Here is a 1,189-nt window from a genome sequence, read left to right on the forward strand (position 1 = left end):
GGGCAGCATCGCCGGATGCCGGCCGCTGGTGGCGCCGCCGGGCGGCAAGACGCTCGAGATCAAGCGCAACCATGAAATCCATGTTGCCGATGACGGCCTGGTGACCATCGTCGGCGGCAAGCTGACCACCTCGCGCCATATGGCCGAGCAGACCATCGACGCCGCGCAGCGCGTGATCGGCAAGCGCGGCAAGTGCCGCACGAAGAGCGCCTACCTGCTCGGCGCCGCCGGCTATGACGCACAGGCCATCGTGGCGTCAGGCGGCATGTCGGCGCACCTGGGCGAGCGGTACGGCACGGAGGCGCGCTTTGTCAGCGACATCCTCCAGGCCGATGCCGCGCTCGGCCGGCCCATTGTCGAAGGCCTGCCCCACACCGAAGCGGAAGTCGTCTACGCGGTGCGCCACGAGCTGGCCGGCACCGTGGACGACGTGCTGTCGCGCCGCATGCGTGCCCGCCTGATGGCGCGCGATGCCTCCGCCCACGCCGCACCGCGCGTGGGCCAGATCCTCCAGGCCGAACTCGGATTGTCCGAGTCGGCCGTCGCCCGGCAGGTCAGCGACTACCTGGCCGCCGTGGCACTCGAAAAATCCGTCCTCATGGGAGAAGCAGCATGATCAGCAAGGAAGCCATCAAGCGCGGTTACAACCGCGGCAACTACGTCGTGGGCGCGCACACGCCGCCGGGCTACGCAGCCACCATTACCGAGACGCCAGACGCCCCCGGCCTGCAGCGCGACGCCGTGCCGCTCAGCGACGCCACGCTGGCCGCGCTGCGCCAGGTGGCGGATGCGGTCCTGACCAGCACCGGCGACGTGGTGACGTGGACGCGCGACTGGTGGGCGGGCTCGATGATGACCGAGACCGGCGGCAAGCCGGCCACGCCGCGCGGCGTGATCGTGCGCGTGTCCACCGTGGACCAGGTGCAGGCCGTGATGCGCATCGCCCACGCCAGTGCGGTGCCGGTCACGGTTTCCGCCGGCCGCAGCAACGTCACCGGCGCCGCGCTGCCGGTACGCGGCGGCATCGTGCTCGACGTCTGCGAGTTGAACAAGCTGCTGGGCTTCGACAAGGACAGCCAGATCGTGGAAGTCGAGGCCGGCATGTTCGGCGACATCTTCGAGCAGACCATCCAGCAGGAATACGGCATGACGATGGGCCACTGGCCGTCGTCATACGCCATCAGCACGG

The 1,189-nt window shown here is 69.6% G+C and carries 2 protein-coding genes; both read left to right on the forward strand.

From position 1 onward, the window contains the following. The coding region (locus AB4Z27_RS29050; RefSeq protein ID WP_441645988.1) for a glycerol-3-phosphate dehydrogenase C-terminal domain-containing protein at positions 1–616 on the forward strand (616 nt) is incomplete at its 5' end. Continuing rightward, positions 613–1,189: FAD-binding oxidoreductase (locus AB4Z27_RS29055; RefSeq protein ID WP_441645989.1), on the forward strand; the 577-nt coding region annotated here is incomplete at its 3' end. The genes AB4Z27_RS29050 and AB4Z27_RS29055, both read left to right, overlap by 4 nt.

The sequence above is a fragment of the Cupriavidus sp. KB_39 genome (assembly GCF_052114485.1).
In the GTDB taxonomy this organism is placed as follows: Bacteria; Pseudomonadota; Gammaproteobacteria; order Burkholderiales; family Burkholderiaceae; genus Cupriavidus.